A 16,265-nucleotide genomic window follows, 5' to 3' on the forward strand; every position below is an offset into this window, starting at 1 on the left:
GAGGCCGTCCTGGGCGCGGGCGACGGCGCTGTCCAGGGCCTTCGTGATCTCGTCGTCGCCGATGTTCAGCGGCGGACCGGCGGCCCACTCGCGCACTCTCTGGAGACCCTCGACCACCCCGTCGGTCAACTCCCCCGACTGGGAGGCCACCGGCACCGCGATCAGCGCCACGATGCCCGCGACGACCAGGAGGAACAGCACGGTCACGAACGCCGCGGCGAGGGCCGGCGGCCAGCCGTGCCGGCGCAGGAAGCGCGTCGGGGGCCAGGTGAGGGTGGTGATGAACAGGCCGACCACGAGCGGCCAGACGATCGACCACATCTGCCCCAACAGCCATAGTGCGACCGCCAGCCCCACGAGGAGGAGCAACAACTCGGCGGATATACGGGCCGATGCGCGGAGCGCGGCGCGGGTCCTCGTGGAACTCAACGTGGCAGACATGAGGATCACCCTATGGGTACGCCGGTCATGGACACGCACAGCCCGGTCCCTGTTCAGAGGGTCTTTCGGCGGTTTGCCGCACGGATCGGCCGGACATACCCGCACGGCCCTTGGCCTCACGTCCGCGATGCCCAACACTCGGGCCATGACGCAGCGTGTGGAGCTCGCCGCCGTGATGGACCGCCTGGCCGTCGACGGTCTGATCACCGACTACGCAGTCGCCGTCGACGACGGCGACTGGGCGGCCTACCGGGAGTTGTTCACTTCTGACGGGCGGGCGGACTACCGCTCGGCCGGCGGGATCGAGGGAGAGGTGGGAAAGGTGGCCGCGTGGCTCGAGGAGAGCATGCGGCTGTTCTCGATGCGTCAGCATCTGATCGTCAACCGCAGACTGCGCTTCGGGGTGCTGGACCAGGACCGGGGCGACACGGCCCGGGTCCAGGCCGACTATGTGAACCCGATGCGGCTGGCCGCGGGCGGGGCGCCCGCCACTGCCCCGGACTTCGTGTGCGGCGGCCGGTACACCTTCGAGCTGCTGCGGACGGAGGACGGCTGGCGGGTGCGCGAGGTGGTCGTGCAGGAGAAGTGGCGCAGGCAGCCCGGTCAGGACACCACCGACTGACAGCAACCGGCAGCCCGGCCGGGACACCAGCGAACTGACGGCGTCGGCAGCCCGGCATGGACGCCACCGACCGACGACGCCGGCAGCCCGACCAGGACGCGTACGGCTGACCGGATCACGCCCCTCCGCCGAGGCCATCTGGTCGGAGATCGCCCCGGGCGCGCACACTGGAGCGACCACGGGGTAAGGAGGTGCCGTATGAAGACCTTCGGTCACTGGCTCTCCTCCCCGTGGCGGCGCTCGGCCCTCGCCGCCCTGGCCGGCGCGCTGCCCGTGCCGGCCTACCCGGCCCCCGGCCTGTGGTGGTGGGCGTACGCGGCGCTGATCCCCTGGCTCCTGCTGGTGCGTTCGGCGCCGACAGGGAAACGGGCCCTGTACGACGGATGGGCCGGCGGCTTCGGGTTCATGCTGTCGATGCACGTGTGGCTGCTGCCGAGCCTGCATGTCTTCACGCTGGTCCTCGCCGCCCTGCTGGGCGCGTTGTGGGCGCCGTGGGGCCGGCTGGTGCGGCACTTCCTCGGCGGGACGCCCTCGCGGGGGCGGGCCGGAGCCGCTCTGCTGGTGGTGCCGTCCGGCTGGCTGGCCGTGGAGCTGGTCCGTTCCTGGCAGGGGCTGGGCGGGCCGTGGGGCGTGCTCGGGGCCAGTCAGTGGCAGGTGGAGCCGGCGCTGCGGCTGGCGTCGGTCGGCGGGGTGTGGCTGCTGAGCTTCCTCGTGGTGGCGGTCAATGTCGCCGTCGCCCTGCTTCTCGCCGTTCCGGCGCACCGGACGGCCGCCGTCGCCGGGCTCGTGGCGACGGCCGCGGCGACCTCGGCCGCGTGGGTGTGGTCGCCGCGGCCGGAGACCGACGGGCAGGCGCGGATAGCCGTCGTACAGGCCGGTGTGGTCGACGGCCCCGACCGCCGGTTCGACCGCGAGGAGGAACTGACCCGCCGGCTCGTCGGGCAGGACGTCGATCTGATCGTCTGGGGCGAGAGCAGTGTCGGCCACGACCTGGACGACCGGCCCGACCTGGCCCGCCGCCTGACGGAGCTGTCGCGGGCGACCGGCGCCGGCATCCTGGTCAACGTGGACGCCCGCCGCTCGGACCGGCCCGGCATCTACAAGAGCTCGATCCTGGTCGGTCCGGAGGGACCGACCGGCGACCGGTACGACAAGATGCGGCTGGTGCCGTTCGGCGAGTACATCCCCGCCCGCTCGCTGCTGGGCTGGGCCACGTCCGTCGGCAAGGCGGCCGGCGAGGACCGGCGGCGCGGCACGGAGCAGGTCGTGATGAACGCCGGGCCCGGCCTGCGCATCGGACCCATGGTGTGTTTCGAGACGGCGTTCCCCGACATGAGCCGCCATCTCGTCGAGGACGGCACCGACGTCCTGGTCGCCGAGTCGTCGACGTCGACGTTCCAGAACAGCTGGGCACCCGCGCAGCACGCCTCGCTGGGCGCCCTGCGGGCCGCGGAGACCGGCCGCCCCTTCGTGCACGCGACGCTGACGGGCGTCTCCGCCGTGTACGGCGCGAGCGGCGAGCGGATCGGCCCGTGGCTGGGTACGGACGCGAGCACCACGGCCGTCTACGAGGTGCCGCTCAGCAGTGGGGTCACCCCGTACGTCCGCTTCGGCGACTGGCCGCTCCACGCGGCGCTGCTGGTCCTCGCGGGGCTCGGCCTGGCGGAGGGAATCCGGGCGGTCAGGCCGCGCCGGAACGCTCCCGCACCGCTCGGACCACCCGCTCGCACAGTTCGTGAGTCGCCAGCGCGTCGCGGGCACTGAGCGTCTTTCCCGCGCGGACGGCGTCGAGGAAGGCCGTGACGGCCTGCTCGATGCCGCGCTGGCGGGCCACCGGCACCCAGTCGCCGCGCCGCCGCACGGTCGGCTGCCCCTTGTGGTCGATCACCTCGGCGAGATTGACGACCTGGCGCTTGGTGTCCTGGCCGGACACCTCCAGGATCTCCTCGTTGGACCCGCTGAGCCGGTTCATCACCCCGAGCGCGGTGAAGCCTTCCCCGGCGAGCTGCAGGACGACGTGGTGCAGCAGCCCGTCCTCGACGCGGGCCCGCACGGTCACGTCGTCGACCGGTCCGGGCGCGAGGAAGCGCAGGGTGTCCACGACGTGGATGAAGTCGTCGAGGATCATCGACCGGGGTTCCTCGGGCAGCCCGACGCGGTTCTTCTGCATCAGGATCAGCTCGCGCGGATGGTCGGCGCACTGTGCGTATCCGGGGGCGTACCGCCGGTTGAAACCGACGGCCAGGCTCGTCCCGCGGTCCTCCGCGAGGGCCACGAGCCGTTCGGAGTCGGCGAGTTCGTATGCCAGCGGCTTGTCGACGTAGGTCGGGACACCCGCCTCCAGGAGCCGGGTGACGATCTCCGGGTGGACGGCGGTGGGCGCGTGCACGAAGGCGGCGTCCAGGCCCTCGGCGAGCAGCGCGTCGAGGTCGCGGTGACGCTGTCCGGCGGGCAGGCGCAGCGTGCCGGCGACCCGGTCGAGAGTGGCCGGGGTGCGCGTCTGGAGATGGAGTTCGATCCCGGGCAGCGCGCCGAGCACCGGCAGATACGCCTTCTGCGCGATGTCGCCGAGTCCGATGCAGCCGACCTTCACGGGTGCTCCTTCACTGCTGGTCCGCGCCTGCCTGCTCGGCAGCATACGGGGCCTGCGGCGGCCTCCAGTCGGCGATCCCGTCGAACCCGCGCATCAGCAGCCCGGGCCCGGCCGCCGACAACACCGCCAGCCCGGCGTTCCGTACGGCGACGGCGACCGGGTCGGCGACCAGGCTGACGCGGGACGCCCTCACGGCCTGCCGGGTGACGTATGCCGTACGGGGCAGGCGGGCTGCCGTGTAGGCCGGGAGGTCGGTGTGGTGGTGGGCGAGGACGACGGCGTCCTCGATGGCCTGGTTGCCGCCCTGTGCGAGCCTCGGGGGCATCGCGTGGGCGGCGTCGCCGAGGAGGGCGACGCGGCCGTGGTGGAAGGCGGGCAGGGGCCGGGCGAGGTGGTGGACGTCGTGGCGCAGGACGTCCTCGGGGCGGGCCGCGGCGAGGATGTCGGGGACGGGGCGGTGCCAGTCGCCGTAGCGGCGCAGCAGTTCGGCCCGTTCGTCCGGCGCGCGTCCACCCGCCGGGACGGTGGCCGCGGCGTAGCAGTAGACGCGGCCGTCGTTCAGCCGGTGCGTGCCCCAGATGCTGCCCCGCCCCCATGTCTCCTGGGAGGCGCACTCCACGTCGGGGACCGCGATCACGAGACGCCAGGCGGTGAAGCCGCTGTAGACCGGGCCTGGGTGCTCCGGGAAAAGGGTCCGGCGTACGGCGGACCGGATGCCGTCGGCGGCGACCACCAGGTCGGCCTCCAGTTCGCCGTCTGGGGTGGACACACGGGCCGGGCGGCCCGCGTCGCCCGCGTCGGCGAGCGTGGCGGGCACGCCGGTGCGGACGGTGTCAGGCGGCAGCAGGGCGATGAGGGCGTCGACGAGGGCGGCCCGGTGCAGCAGAAGCAGCGGTTCGCCGAAGCGGGAGGTCGCCGCGTCCGCACGGGTGCGGAGGATCCGGCGGCCCCGCGGGGTGCGGACGCCGCCGTCGCCGATCGGCGCGCCGAGGTCGCGGATCCGGTCGCCGGCTCCGATCACGTCGAGGGCGCGCAGGGCGTTGGGACTCAGGGACAACGCCGCGCCGACCGGTTCCACGGAACCGGCCCGCTCGACGACGGTCACCTCCCAGCCGCGCCGCAGCAGTGCCGCGGCGGCGGTCAGCCCACCGATCCCGCCTCCGACGACGACGGCCCGCGCCGGCTTCCCCTGTGCCATGGTTCCCCCTCGACCCGACTCGGCTCACCCCGACTGTAGTGATCGGACACCGACATCTCCCGTGCGGGCCCCGCCTCCTCCAGGTCGGCGTTCGCGCGCGCCGCGACCAGGGCTGCGGACGACGTCGGAAGCGGCCCGGTCCCCGGCCCGGCGGAGGCCGACCGCGTGGAAAACACGTGGTGGCGGCAGGCCGGGTGGGCGACCATGCGGGGATGACGACGCAGCGCACCGAACCCGCCCAGAACGCCGACGAACGCGCCATGCTGGAGGGCTGGCTGGACTACCACCGGGAGACCCTCGCGTGGAAGTGCGAGGGCCTCACCGACGCCCAACTGCGCACCGCCTCCGTGCCACCGTCCGAGCTGTCCCTGATGGGTCTGGTGCGGCACATGGCGGAGGTGGAGCGCGGCTGGTTCCGCAAGACCCTCATGGGCGAGGAGGCCGGCCCGATCTACTACAGCGAGGAGGACCGCGACGGCGAGTTCCACCTCACCGAGGAGGACACCTGGCAGGAGGCGCACGCCACCTGGCAGGCCGAGATCGGAACCGCCCGGCGCAACGCGGCCGGCTTCGGGCTGGACGAACTCTCCCGCGGCACGAGCCGGCACAACGGGGACCCGTTCAGCCTGCGCTGGATCTACACGCACATGATCGAGGAGTACGCGCGCCACAACGGTCACGCCGACCTGCTGCGCGAGCGCGTCGACGGCGTCACCGGAGACTGACGCCACGTCACCCCACGGCCACGGCCCGCCCTCCCCAGGGGGTACGAGATCACCCGTGCGGGGCATCCTCCGCTTGTCCACCGTGTCTCGGGGGGCCGGAGCCAGCAGAGTGACGCGGGTGCAGCGAACGACGACTACCGCAACGCTTCTGGTGACCGTGGCCGTCTCGGCCCTCGCCGGATGCGTGACCGTCCAGCACCCGCCCGTCCCCGGTCCGCCCGTGGCCCCGGCCCAGCCATCGGTGCCGCGGCCCGACGGGCGGGCCGAGACCCAGGTGGTGCAGGCACCGGCCCAGGAGGCGCTGGAGATGGCCGGGACGGACCGCGGGCGGGAGTCGACGGCATCGGCACCGCCACGGCGGACCGCGTCCCCGGCACCCGCCGGGCAGCCCCCGGCCGCCCACTCACGCCCGCAGGCCCCGGCGCACCCCGGCCCGGCCCGGCCGGAACGGCACGGCGCCGCGCGGCCCCGCGTCGAGATCCCGGATGTGCGGGAGGAGGTGCGCGGTCACACCGATGTGTGCGCCCTCGGCAAGAAGTACGGGGGCTGGCGGGCGGGCAGCCCCGAGGCCGTGATCTGCGAGGGCACGTACGGGCGTTAGGACCGCCCGCTCGGTCACTCCGAGCGGAGGTGGTCTAGCCCGCCCTCCCCCAGCCGCAGCTCCATCCGGCTGATGGCCGCCCGCACGCCGTCGCCGTAGGTGTCGTCGCCCAGCCCCCGGGCCGATCTGCGCGCCTTGCGCACATGGGTGCGGGCGGCTTCGGTACGGCCGAGTTTGACGTAGTCCGCGGCGAGGTTGAGATGGAGCGAGGGATACAGGGCCCGCACCGCGGGCGCCCGCTCGTGCTCCTCCGCCGCGGTCAGTGCCCGCAGGTCCCAGGCAAGCTCGTCGAACGGGTCGTCCTGGGTGTCGGCGAGGTAGTGGGCGACCGTGCAGCGGTGCAGCGGGTCACCGTCCTCGCCCAGCTCCGTCCACAGCTCCAGCAGGCGGCGCCGGGCCTCCTCCCGGTCTCCCCCGTGGTGCAGCATCACGAGTTGCCCGATCCGGGTCAGTACGGCGTCCTGTGCCGACTGTTCCTGCCGATGCTCCGCCACGAGCCCTCCTTGCGTTGTTGCGACGACGCTAACCGCAGGCACCGGAGATCCCGGTCAGGCGGCACCGGGCCGCTCCGGCGAGGGAGTGGCCCGGTCAGAGTCCGCTTCGGTGAGCGTCAGCCCAGGTTGGGGACCGTCCAGTCGATCGGCTCGTGGCCCTGCCTGGCGACCGCCTCGTTGATCTGCGTGAACGGGCGTGAGCCGAAGAACTTCTTCGCCGACAGCGGGGAGGGGTGCGCGCCCTTCACCACGACGTGCCGGGTCTCGTCGATCAGGGGCAGCTTCTTCTGCGCGTAGTTGCCCCACAGGACGAAGACCGCCGGGTCGGGCCGCTCGGCCACCGCGCGGATCACCGCGTCGGTGAACCTCTCCCAGCCTCTGCCCTTGTGCGAGTTGGCCTCGCCGGCGCGGACCGTGAGGACCGCGTTGAGCAGCAGCACGCCCTGCTGGGCCCACGGCATCAGATAGCCGTTGTCCGGGACGGGCGTGTCCAGCTCGGCGTGCATCTCCTTGTAGATGTTGCGCAGGGACGGCGGGACCTTCACCCCTGGCCGCACCGAGAAGCACAGGCCGTGCCCCTGGCCCTCGCCGTGGTACGGGTCCTGGCCGAGGATCAGGACCTTCACCCGCTCGTACGGCGTCGCGTCGAGCGCGGCGAAGACCTCCTCGCGCGGAGGGTAGACGGGACCCTTCGCTCGCTCCTCCTCGACGAACTCCGTCAGCTCCTTGAAGTAGGGCTGCTGCAGTTCGTCGCCCAGGACCCCGCGCCAGGTCTCGGGCAGCATGGCGATGTCGGTCACGTCAACGTCCTCCGTCGTGCGGTCACTTCCAGGCCAGAACCTACAGGTGACCACTGACAACGGGGGCCGCGGTCCGTCTACCAGCTGGTCTTTCGGGACAGCTCCCACACCATCATGATCGTCGACGGGTCCAGCGCCCGTTCCCCGCCGGAGACGTCCTCGTTGGCGGCGATGTACTGCTTGCCCTGCCACAGCGGCAGCAGCCGGGCGTCCTCCACGAGGATCTGCTGGGCCTCCTGGAAGTCCTTCACCACGTTGGCGCGGTCGCTCTTCTCGCGGGAGCGGGGCAGCAGCACCTGGGTGATCTGCTTCGCCGGGTAGGGCGTGCCGAGCGCGTTCTGCTCACCGACGAAGGGGGCGATGAAGTTGTCGGCGTCGGGGAAGTCGGGGGCCCAGCCGCGTCCGAAGACCGGGTACTCGCCCTTCTGGTAGCCCACCACGTAGGTCTTCCAGGGGCGGCTCTTGAGGGTGACCTCGAACAGGCCCGAGGCCTCCAGCTGGGCCTTGATCTCCTTGAACTCCAGGGCGGTGTCGGACCCGTAGCGGTCGGTGGTGTACCAGAGGGTGAGCGGCACGGGGTCGGTGATGCCGTCGTCGGCGAGGATCTCGCGCGCCTTGGCCGGGTCGGGGTCGCCGAAGTCGTCGAAGAAGGCGGTGGTGTGGCCGGTCAGTCCCTTGGGGACCATCGAGTACAGCGGGTCGACGGTGCCCTTGTAGACCTTGTGCGCGATCGCGGCCCGGTCGATGACCTGGGCGACGGCCCGGCGTACGGCGATCTTTTCGGACCACGGGTCCTTGGGGTTGAACACCAGGTAGTTGATGTTGCTGGCGTCGCCCTCGACGAGCTGAAGCCCCTCGTTCTTCTCGCCCTTGCTCTCCAGGGTGACGATGTCGTCGGCGGCGAGGCCCTGGTAGGTGATGTCGATCTGCTTGCCCCGCAGGGCCTGGACCATCGCGCCGGAGTCCTGGAAGTAGCGGATGGTCACCGCGTCGTTCTTGCGGTCCGCGGAGCCCTCGTAGCGGTCGTTGCGGACGAGTTCCGCCCGGTCGTTCTCCTTGAAGTTCTTCAGCGTGTACGGCCCGGAGCCCACGACGCCGTCGGCGTCCTCGCGGAGCTTCTTGGCCGGGTAGTCGTCGGGGGCGACCAGGGACATGCCGGGGGTGGCGAGCACGAACGGGAAGGTCGCGTCGGGCTTGTTGAGCCGGAAGACGATCTCGCGGTCGCCGACGGCCTCGACCTTGTCGAGACTGCCGAGCAGTCCCGCGGGGCCGGTGGGCGCGTTGATCGCCAGGATCCGGTCGAAGGTGTGCTTCACGGCCTGCGCGTCGAGCTTGTCCCCGTTGGAGAAGACGAGTCCCTCGCGCAGTTTGCAGCGGTACGTCCGGCTGGTGTTGTCGCTGAAATCGCAGCTGGCCGCGTCGGCCTTCGGCTCCGTCGCACCGTTCGGGTACGACAGCAGCGTCTGGTAGACGTTGCGGAACAGCTCCCAGGAGCCGTCCCAGGCGGCGGCCGGGTCCAGCGTGCTGGGAGCGCTGGTGGTGCCCACGACGATCGGCCCGGCATCGTCGGAGCCTTCCTCTCCCAGGAGGCTGCATCCGGCCACCAGGGATATGGACACGATCGCCGCGACCTGCTGCAAGGATCGGTTCCGGTTGAACACGCGCACGCTCCTCGATCTGCCATGCCAAGGGTTGGCAGACCATACCGCAGCGACACACCGCCTGAACCCGCCCCCTGTGTCACGTTTCTTGATCACTTCAGGGGTGACGACGTTGTCATGACCCTGAGCGACGGCTGGGACGACGAGACGGGCGCCGCCTCCGGTAGTTCGGAAGCGGCGCCCGTGTCCCGTCCACGGCGGGGGTGATGTCAGGCCACGCCCGCGTTGAGGAACATGCCGCCGTCGACGACGAGCGTCTGACCGGTGACCCAGTCCGACTGCTCCGAGGTGAGGAAGGCGGCGGCGCCCCCGATGTCGGAGGGCACGCCGAGCCGGGCCAGCGGGTAGGCGGCGGCGGCCTCGGCCTCCCGGCCCTCGTACAGGGCCTGCGCGAACTTGGTCTTCACCACGGCCGGGGCGATGGCGTTGACCCGCACCCTGGGCGCGAACTCGTGCGCCAGTTGCTGGGTCAGGTTGATCATGGCGGCCTTGCTGACGCCGTACGCGCCGATGAAGGGCGAGGGCGCCAGGCCCGCGACGGAGGCGATGTTGACGATCGCGCCGCCGTTGTCCTTCTGCCAGGCGTGCCAGGTGCGCTGGGCGAAGCCGAGCGCCGAGATCACGTTGGTCTCGAAGACCTTGCGGGCCACGTTCAGGTCGAGGTCGGCGATCGGCCCGAACACCGGGTTCGTACCGGCGTTGTTGACGAGGTAGTCGACGCGGCCGAAGGCCTCCATCGTGCGCTCGACGGCCGTCGCCTGGTGGGCCTCGTCGGCGGCCTTGCCGGCGACGGCGATGGCGCGGTCGGCGCCGAGCTTCTCGACGGCCTCCTTGAGGGCGTCCTCGCCGCGGCCGGTGATGCAGACGCGGTCGCCGCGGGCGACGAGCGCCTCGGCGACGCCGTAGCCGATGCCACGGCTGCCGCCCGTGATGAGGGCGACCTTGCCGGAGAGCGGGGGCAGTTCAGTCATGTCCGTGATCCCTGGTCTAGTTGAGCGGTCCGCCGGCGACGTACAGCACCTGTCCGGAGACGAAGCCGGCGGCCTCGCCCGTGAAGAACGCGATCGCGTTGGCGATGTCGTCGGGCACTCCGACGCGCGCCACCGGGATCTGGGTGGCGGCGGCGGCCTTGAACTCCTCGAAGCCCATACCGATGCGGGCGGCCGTCGCGGCCGTCATGTCGGTGGCGATGAAGCCGGGGGCGACGGCGTTGGCGGTGATGCCGAACTTGCCCAGCTCGAAGGCGAGGGTCTTGGTGAAGCCCTGGAGCCCGGCCTTGGCGGCGGAGTAGTTGGCCTGGCCCCGGTTGCCGAGCGCGGAGGACGAGGAGAGGTTGACGATCCGGCCGAAGCCGGCGTCGACCATGTGCTTCTGGACCGCCTTGGTCACCAGGAACGAGCCGCGCAGGTGCACGTTGAGCACCGTGTCCCAGTCGGAGGCGCTCATCTTGAACAGCAGGTTGTCGCGGAGCACGCCCGCGTTGTTGACGAGGATCGTCGGGGCGCCCAGCTCCGCGACGACGCGCGCGACGGCCGCCTCGACCTGGGCCTCGTCGGAGACGTCGGCGCCGACCGCGATCGCCCGGCCGCCCGCCGCGGTGATCTTCTCGACGGTGTCCTTGCAGGCGGCCTCGTCGAGGTCGATCACCGCGACCGCGCGGCCCTCTTCGGCCAGCCGTACGGCGGTGGCGGCACCGATGCCGCGCGCCGCGCCCGTGACTACTGCGACCCGCTGCTCTGTGGTGGACATTGCTGCTTCTCCTCGCCCTCGAGAATGTACGTCCGTGTGGTGAGCGGTCGCCCTGATCACCGTCGACTCGGTGAGCGACCGCTTAGTACCTTCGGCAGACGTGACGCTAGAAGCCTTGGCACCCGGTGTCAACGCCACACGAGGGCGGTGTGATTCATCACCCGGCCCTCATCTCACCAGGAGATCCAGCAGGCGGCCGGTCTCGGCCGCCGGATCGGTGGTGAGCCCGGTGTGCACGGGCCCCGGCTGGACGACCGTCGAGCGGGGTGCGATCAGCCACCGGAAGCGCCGCCCGGCGTCGTCCTGGGCCGCCTGTCCGGCCCGTTCGCCGCCGCCGCACACGTCCTCCACGGCGCGCAGCGCGGCCCGCACCCCGGCCACGTCCGCCGCCGGGTCCAGCGCCAGCAGCCGGGCCTCGTCGAGGTGGGTGCGGGCCCCGACGTAGCCCTGGGCGCGGCAGTAGACGAGCACACCGGCGTTGATGCACTCGCCGCGTTCCACACGGGGCACGATCCGCAGCAGGGCGTACTCGTAGACGTCCCGCTCGTTGGCCTCGCTCGGCCTGATGATGTGGCGCTCGTTCACTCGGCCCCCTTGATGCGTTCGTGGATGACGGCGGCGCGCGCCAGGAGGGGTGCCGCGTAGGCACGCCGGAGCGCGTCCGGGCTGTCGAAGCCGGGCTCGTCGGTCAGCCAGGCGTCGGGGATCTCGGCGGTGACCTCGTCGAGGAGGCCGGCGGTGATCCGGGGGGCCAGTTCGGCCGCGGCGGCCGCGATGTCCGGGCGGAAACGGGCGAGGGCGTGGTCCGAGACGTCGTACGGGCGGGCCGCGGAGGCCTCGGCGGAGGGCCAGTTGTGGTGCCAGATCATGGTGGCGCCGTGGTCGATGAGCCACAGGTCGCCTCGGTGCATCAGCAGGTTGGGGTTGAGCCAGGAGCGGTCGACGTTGTTGATCAGCGCGTCGAACCAGACGATCCGCCCGGCCTGCGCGCGGTCGACCGGGAAGGCGAGCGGGTCGAAGCCGAGGGCTCCGGACAGGAAGGCCATACCGAGGTTGGTGCCGCCGCTGGACCTGAGCAGGTCCTGCACCTGCTGTTCGGGTTCGCCGAGACCCAGCACGGAGTCCAGCTCCACGGTGACCAGGCGCGGGACCCTCAGGCCAAGGCGGCGGGCGAGTTCGCCGCAGACGACCTCCGCGACGAGCGTCTTGCGGCCCTGCCCGGCACCGGTGAACTTCAGGACGTAGGCGGCGAGGTCGTCGGCCTCCACGAGACCCGGCAGCGAGCCGCCCTCACGCAAGGGCGTGATGAAACGGGTCGCGATGACTTCCTTGAGCATCGCCCCAGGCTACTGGGGTCGCGAGGACCCGCAGCCACGGACCGACAGCTCCGCGACAGCCGTGGCTTACGCCCAGCTCATCTCTAACGGGTCAAGATCTCGACACTGTCCGAACGGGCTCGAAGGCCGCTGAACAGGCGGCGCGCGGGACCCGTACCTCTCGGCAGATCATCCGACCTCCCCCGAAGGGAACCCAGCATGACCAGCGCATCGTTCCAGTCCACCTCGGGACCCGCCCGCCGCACGGTCGTGGCGGCCGCCGGAGTCGCCGGGCTCGCCGTCGCGCTGACCGCGTGCGGAGGCTCCGACGACGACTCGTCCGGTTCGGCCGACGCGTCCGGCTCCGCGGGTGCGAGCGGCGGATCCGCGTCCGCGAGCACCGGCGGCGGGGCCGCGGCGGGTGCGGCCCTGACGACGACCGCGGACATACCCGAGGGCGGCGGAAAGGTCTTCGAGGACCAGAAGGTGGTCGTGGTGCAGCCGACGGCGGGTGAGTTCAAGGCGTACTCGGCGGTGTGCACCCACTCGGGCTGCGCGGTCAAGAGCATCGCCGACGGGGTCATCAACTGTCCCTGCCACAACAGCAACTTCTCCGTCACCGACGGCAGTGTGAAGAGCGGCCCGGCGACGAAACCGCTGCCCGCGGTGCAGATCACCGTGAGCGGTGACTCGATCACTCTGGCCTGAGACGTCCGCCCGGCCGTGCGAAGCACGCCAGCACCTCGTCCGTGGTCGCGACCGTGGCGACCAACGCGAGGGTGTGGCGGATCATCGCGGGGGTGTAGTCCGACGGCACCCCCGCGACGGCGTCGGCCGGGACGACGGCCGTGTATCCGCGGTTGACCGCGTCGAAGACGGCGTTGGGGATCGCCACGTTGGCGGAGACACCGGCGACGACCAGCGTGCGGCAGCCGAGGTTGCGCAGCAGGGCGTCGACGTCGGTGCCCTGGATCGGCGACAGACCGTGCAGCCGCCGTACGACGAGGTCCTCCTCCGTGACCTCGATCGGGGGTGCGACCTGGACGGCCGCGGTGCCGGTCAGCTGACGGACCGGGAGGCGTTCGGCGGCGCGGAACAGGCGCGCGTTGCGGTTGGCCCCCCGGCCGTCGGGGCGGCGTTCGGCGAGGGCGTGGATCACCTGGACGCCGCTTTCGTGGGCGCCGGCCACCAGCCGGGCGACGTTGTCGAGGGCGCCCGACGAACGTGCCGCGAGAGCGAGTTCGGGCAGGGCCGCGTCCGGGCCCACGACGCCCCGCTGGCACTCCACCGTGAGCAGGACGGTGTGGCGGGGGTCGAGCAGATCACCGAGTGGTGGGGACGAGGACATGGCTCCCCCTGGGGGCCGGCGCGGTCGAGTCGGCCGAGGATAGCCACCGTTGCGCGAGCAGGGAAGAGGACTCATCCTGTCCGGGCCGTCCTTTTTGACGTGCTGTCAGAAATCCTCTGGCACGACGTGAGAGAAGCGAAGAGAAGAGGGCTGGATGACCGTCACGCAGCGCAGGGGCCGGAAGATCATGATGTCGCCGGGCGAGGTGAGCGCGTTCCTCACCACCCAGCGCACCTGCCGGGTGGCCACCGTGTCCGCCGACGGCGCCCCGCACGTGAGCGCCCTGTGGTTCCTGTGGGACGGCTCGGCGTTGTGGCTGTACTCCGTGGTGCGCAGCAGACGCTGGAGCGACCTGCGCCGCGACCCTCGGGTCGCGATCGTGATCGACACGGGTGAGGAGTACGACTCGCTGCGCGGCGTGGAGCTGTCCGGCGCCGTGGAGTTCGTGGGCGAGGTCCCGCGCACCGGCGAGCTGTGCGCCGAACTGGACTCCGTGGAGACGCTGTTCGCCCGCAAGAACTTCGGCCTGGACGCCATGCCGCACGACGGACGGCACGCGTGGGCGCGGCTGCGCCCGGAGAAGATCGTGTCCTGGGACTTCCGCAAGCTGGGTGAGGGGTAGGCGCTCGGGCCGGCGCCGGCGGGCCGACGTCGACCGACACTGTCCGCAGCCGACGTCAACCGACCCTGTCCGCCGCCGACTTCAGCGCCTTCACCGCCGCCCTGATCGAGGGGCGGCGGTCGGCGTCCGCCCGCCACACGGCATAGACGTGCCGCCGCAGCCGCTGCCGGAGCGGGACGATGACGATCCCCTCGGGCACCGGGTGCCGCCCGAGCAGCGGGGCGATGCACACGCCCAACCCGGCGGCGACCAGCCCGAGTTGGGTGTGCGTCTCGGCCGCGCGGTGGCCGACGATCGGCTCGACGCCCCGCGAGCGGAGCGTGAACATCAGCCACTCGTGACAGAACTCGCCGTCGCCCCAGGTGATCCACTCGTCCCCGGCGAACTCCCCGAGGTCCACCTCGTCCCGCCCCGCGAGCGGATGCCCGGCCGGCATCGCCACGTCGGCGGGATCGTCGAGGATGGGCGCCTTGACCAGCCCGTCCGGCACCGGCATCGGCTTGTTGTACCAGTCCAGGACGACGGCGAGGTCGAGGTCGCCGCGGATCACCCCGGCGATGCCGTGCTCCGGCTCCAGCTCGCAGGAGCGCACGCGCAGACCGGGGTGCTCCTCGCGCAGACCGGCGAGCGCGACGGGGAACAGCCCGCGCGCGGCGGTCGGGAACGCCGACAACCTCAGCTCCCCCACCACCTGGCCGCGCTGGGCCTCCAGGTCGGACTGGGCCAGCTCGACATGCGAGAGGATGCGGCCCGCGTGATCGGCGAGCAGCCGGCCCGCGTCCGTGAGCCGTACGCCCCGCCCGTTCTTGGCGAGGAGCTGCTGGCCGACCTCCCGTTCCAGCTTGGCCATCTGCTGCGAGACGGCCGAGGTGGTGATGTGCAGCCCCGCGGCGGCTCCGCTGACCGAGCCGTGCCGGGCGAGGGCGTCGAGGGTGCGCAGGCGCTCCAGATTCAACATGGAAGCGATGCTACGAGACGTCTAAGCGTTGCTACGAGGTATTGCTCGCACATTCTCGCTTGTGCTACGAGGTGGTTCTCGGGGACGGTGATGACCATGACCACCGCCGCCGCCTCAACCACCCCCTCCACCGGTTCCCCCTCCGTGGCCGTGGCCACCGGGCCGTCGACCGGCCCCCGGCGCGCTCTCGACTGGCGCCTGCGCTTCGGGTTCCTCTCGCTGATCTGGGGCTTCAGCTTCCTGCTCATCAAGGTGGGCACGCAGAGCTACGCGCCGTTCCAGGTCACGCTCGGCCGGCTGGCGTTCGGGACGGCGGTGCTGGCGGTCGCGATCGCGGTCAAGCGGGAGCGGCTGCCGCGCGGGGCACGCACCTGGGCCCACCTGACCGTCGCCGCCCTGCTCCTGAACGCGCTGCCGTTCTCCCTGTTCGCCTACGCGGAACTGACCATCCCGTCCACCCTGGCGGGCATCTGCAACGCGACCTCGCCGCTGTGGGGCATGGCCCTGTCGCTGGTGGCCCTCTCGGAGGACCGGCCCACCCGGGTCAGGGTCGCGGGCCTGGGCCTCGGCTTCCTCGGCGTACTGACGGTCCTCGGCGCGTGGCAGGGCTTCAGCGGCCTGGACGCCCGCGGCACGACCCTGGCCCTGCTCGCCTCGCTGAGCTACCCGATCGGCTGGATCTACGTACGCCGCACGCTGGCCGGCAGCGGTGGCTCGGCCCTGTCGATGACCGGCGCCCAGCTGTTCCTCGCCACGCTCCAGCTCGCGGTCGTCACCCCGGTGTTCACCACGTTCCCGGCCCGGTTCCCGCTCCTGCCGCTGCTGGCGATCGCCGCCCTGGGCGCCCTGGGCACCGGACTCGCCCTGCTCATCCAGTACGGCCTGGTCACCGAGGTCGGTCCGACGACGGCCCAGATGGTCACGTACTTCATCCCTGTGATCGCGACGGCCGCGGGCGTGGCCCTGCTCGGCGAGTCCCTGACCTGGTCGACACCGGTCGGAGCGGTGATCGTCCTGGCCGGAGCGGCACTGACCCAGGCCCGGCGCAGGGCGTAGCCACGGGCGGGTGGCACACCGGACAGGGGGCGCAGGCCGGTCACCGAGGCCGCCGCCCCCCTGTCCCCCCTACACGAAGCC

Annotated in this window: 19 protein-coding genes; 7 read left to right on the forward strand and 12 right to left on the reverse strand. The window is 71.9% G+C overall.

The features are described from left to right. Nucleotides 1–441: AI-2E family transporter (locus BZL64_RS41005; RefSeq protein ID WP_244205262.1), on the reverse strand; the 441-nt coding region annotated here is incomplete at its 3' end. Between the two features lie 145 nt (nucleotides 442–586). Here BZL64_RS41005 and BZL64_RS08785 point away from each other — a divergent pair. Next, entirely contained in the window at nucleotides 587–1,063 is a 477-nt protein-coding gene (locus tag BZL64_RS08785; protein WP_086767780.1) for a nuclear transport factor 2 family protein, read from the forward strand. Between the two features lie 198 nt (nucleotides 1,064–1,261). Next, nucleotides 1,262–2,827, forward strand: a complete 1,566-nt coding sequence (lnt, locus tag BZL64_RS08790; RefSeq protein WP_086767782.1) for an apolipoprotein N-acyltransferase — start codon at nucleotides 1,262–1,264, stop codon at nucleotides 2,825–2,827. Here the strand turns inward: lnt and BZL64_RS08795 are convergent. Together BZL64_RS08795 and BZL64_RS08800 are read right to left on the reverse strand one after the other, a co-directional pair. Further along, nucleotides 2,745–3,656, reverse strand: coding sequence for a Gfo/Idh/MocA family protein (locus BZL64_RS08795; protein WP_086767784.1), 912 nt, complete (start codon nucleotides 3,654–3,656; stop codon nucleotides 2,745–2,747). The two genes, lnt and BZL64_RS08795, sit on opposite strands and share 83 nt — an antisense overlap. A gap of 10 nt (nucleotides 3,657–3,666) precedes the next feature. Continuing rightward, a complete protein-coding gene (locus tag BZL64_RS08800) occupies nucleotides 3,667–4,854 on the reverse strand; it encodes an FAD-dependent monooxygenase (RefSeq protein WP_086767786.1) in 1,188 nt (395 codons plus the stop codon). Between the two features lie 212 nt (nucleotides 4,855–5,066). On the opposite strand from BZL64_RS08800, the gene BZL64_RS08805 reads away from it, so the two are divergent. Together BZL64_RS08805 and BZL64_RS08810 are read left to right on the forward strand one after the other, a co-directional pair. Beyond that, nucleotides 5,067–5,579, forward strand: coding sequence for a DinB family protein (locus BZL64_RS08805; protein WP_086767813.1), 513 nt, complete (start codon nucleotides 5,067–5,069; stop codon nucleotides 5,577–5,579). A 118-nt stretch (nucleotides 5,580–5,697) separates the two neighbouring features. Further along, a complete protein-coding gene (locus tag BZL64_RS08810) occupies nucleotides 5,698–6,180 on the forward strand; it encodes a hypothetical protein (RefSeq protein WP_244205263.1) in 483 nt (160 codons plus the stop codon). A gap of 14 nt (nucleotides 6,181–6,194) precedes the next feature. Here BZL64_RS08810 and BZL64_RS41915 read toward each other — a convergent pair whose 3' ends face one another. The 7 genes from BZL64_RS41915 to BZL64_RS08845 form a co-directional block, all read right to left on the reverse strand. Then, nucleotides 6,195–6,674 (reverse strand): hypothetical protein, encoded by a 480-nt coding sequence (locus BZL64_RS41915; protein ID WP_086767788.1) that lies wholly within the window; start codon nucleotides 6,672–6,674, stop codon nucleotides 6,195–6,197. Nucleotides 6,675–6,790: 116 nt separating this feature from the next. Further along, complete coding sequence (gene ung / locus BZL64_RS08820) at nucleotides 6,791–7,474, reverse strand: uracil-DNA glycosylase (RefSeq protein WP_086767790.1); 684 nt, start codon at nucleotides 7,472–7,474, stop codon at nucleotides 6,791–6,793. A gap of 77 nt (nucleotides 7,475–7,551) precedes the next feature. Continuing rightward, a complete protein-coding gene (locus BZL64_RS08825; RefSeq protein ID WP_167396111.1) occupies nucleotides 7,552–9,135 on the reverse strand; it encodes an ABC transporter substrate-binding protein in 1,584 nt (527 codons plus the stop codon). 209 nt (nucleotides 9,136–9,344) lie between these two features. After that, a complete protein-coding gene (locus BZL64_RS08830; RefSeq protein ID WP_086767795.1) occupies nucleotides 9,345–10,106 on the reverse strand; it encodes an SDR family oxidoreductase in 762 nt (253 codons plus the stop codon). 16 nt (nucleotides 10,107–10,122) lie between these two features. Beyond that, complete coding sequence (gene fabG, locus BZL64_RS08835) at nucleotides 10,123–10,884, reverse strand: 3-oxoacyl-ACP reductase FabG (protein WP_086767796.1); 762 nt, start codon at nucleotides 10,882–10,884, stop codon at nucleotides 10,123–10,125. 168 nt (nucleotides 10,885–11,052) lie between these two features. Beyond that, on the reverse strand, nucleotides 11,053–11,469 hold the full coding sequence (locus BZL64_RS08840; RefSeq protein ID WP_086767798.1) for a DUF3037 domain-containing protein: 417 nt from the start codon (nucleotides 11,467–11,469) through the stop codon (nucleotides 11,053–11,055). Then, nucleotides 11,466–12,221: a HipA family kinase gene (locus BZL64_RS08845; protein ID WP_086767800.1), complete on the reverse strand. Its 756-nt coding sequence runs from the start codon at nucleotides 12,219–12,221 to the stop codon at nucleotides 11,466–11,468. The genes BZL64_RS08840 and BZL64_RS08845 overlap by 4 nt, the downstream gene beginning before the upstream one ends. Before the next feature lie 198 nt (nucleotides 12,222–12,419). Here BZL64_RS08845 and BZL64_RS08850 point away from each other — a divergent pair, with 198 nt between their 5' ends. Further along, nucleotides 12,420–12,908, forward strand: a complete 489-nt coding sequence (locus BZL64_RS08850) for a Rieske (2Fe-2S) protein (protein WP_086767803.1) — start codon at nucleotides 12,420–12,422, stop codon at nucleotides 12,906–12,908. Here BZL64_RS08850 and BZL64_RS08855 read toward each other — a convergent pair. After that, nucleotides 12,895–13,548 (reverse strand): cysteine hydrolase family protein, encoded by a 654-nt coding sequence (locus BZL64_RS08855; protein ID WP_086767805.1) that lies wholly within the window; start codon nucleotides 13,546–13,548, stop codon nucleotides 12,895–12,897. The two genes, BZL64_RS08850 and BZL64_RS08855, sit on opposite strands and share 14 nt — an antisense overlap. Before the next feature lie 154 nt (nucleotides 13,549–13,702). Between BZL64_RS08855 and BZL64_RS08860 the strand changes: the two genes are divergently transcribed. Next, nucleotides 13,703–14,170, forward strand: coding sequence for a pyridoxamine 5'-phosphate oxidase family protein (locus BZL64_RS08860; RefSeq protein WP_086767807.1), 468 nt, complete (start codon nucleotides 13,703–13,705; stop codon nucleotides 14,168–14,170). Nucleotides 14,171–14,225: 55 nt separating this feature from the next. Here the strand turns inward: BZL64_RS08860 and BZL64_RS08865 are convergent, their stop codons facing one another. Next, the gene (locus BZL64_RS08865; protein WP_086767809.1) at nucleotides 14,226–15,128 is read right to left on the reverse strand and encodes a LysR family transcriptional regulator; all 903 of its coding nucleotides are present in this window, start codon (nucleotides 15,126–15,128) and stop codon (nucleotides 14,226–14,228) included. A 96-nt stretch (nucleotides 15,129–15,224) separates the two neighbouring features. On the opposite strand from BZL64_RS08865, the gene BZL64_RS08870 reads away from it, so the two are divergent. Beyond that, nucleotides 15,225–16,184: a DMT family transporter gene (locus BZL64_RS08870; protein WP_208639394.1), complete on the forward strand. Its 960-nt coding sequence runs from the start codon at nucleotides 15,225–15,227 to the stop codon at nucleotides 16,182–16,184. The last annotated feature ends 81 nt before the right edge of the window (nucleotides 16,185–16,265 follow it).

The organism is Streptomyces bobili (assembly GCF_002154575.1).
Taxonomy (GTDB): Bacteria; Actinomycetota; Actinomycetes; order Streptomycetales; family Streptomycetaceae; genus Streptomyces; species Streptomyces bobili.